Below are 783 nucleotides of genomic sequence, written 5' to 3' on the forward strand. Positions count from 1 at the left end.
GTCCGCTATTAGTAGATAAAATGATTTCTTTCACTTCTGAATCCCAAACAATTCGATTAGGGGTAAGTACGCAAAGATTTAAGGTCATTTCTTCAATTTGCTCTCCATTTCTAAGTTCGTAGCCTTCGCAGTAGCTTCGTCGATGTTACCTACCAAATAAAAGGCCTGTTCAGGAAGACCGTCTAATTCTCCGGAAAGGATCAATTTAAATCCTCTAATTGTTTCTGCTAGACCAACATATTTCCCCGGGGAACCGGTAAATACTTCCGCTACGAAAAAGGGTTGTGATAAGAAACGCTCAATTTTTCGCGCTCTTGCTACGGTTAAGCGATCCTCTTCGGACAATTCGTCCAACCCAAGGATAGCTATAATGTCCTGAAGTTCTTTGTAACGCTGTAAGGTTTGCTTAACCCTTTGCGCAGTTTCATAATGTTCCTCACCAACGATTCGAGGTTGGAGCATAGTGGACGTTGAGTCTAAAGGATCTACCGCTGGATAAATACCTTTGGCAGCTAATCCTCTTGATAGTACGGTAGTAGCATCTAAATGCGCAAATGTTGTGGCAGGGGCAGGGTCGGTCAAATCATCCGCAGGTACATAAACTGCTTGAATAGAAGTTATGGATCCCTCCTTGGTAGAAGTAATTCTTTCTTGTAAAGTACCCATTTCGGTACTAAGGGTGGGTTTATCACCCACAGCGGAAGGCATTCTACCCAATAAGGCAGATACATCGGATCCCGCTTGGACAAAACGGAAGATATTGTCTATAAATAGAAGTACGCC

The 783-nt window shown here is 42.9% G+C and carries 1 protein-coding gene; it reads right to left on the reverse strand.

The window, feature by feature from the left end:
- Positions 1-84: 84 nt before the first annotated feature.
- Positions 85-783, reverse strand: a 699-nt coding sequence (locus IE294_RS50475; RefSeq protein ID WP_506005397.1) for an ATP synthase beta subunit C-terminal domain-containing protein, incomplete at its 5' end; no start/stop codon positions are given.

The sequence above is a fragment of the Streptomyces canarius genome (assembly GCF_014650735.1).
GTDB classification, from domain to species: domain Bacteria; phylum Actinomycetota; class Actinomycetes; order Streptomycetales; family Streptomycetaceae; genus Streptomyces; species Streptomyces olivaceoviridis.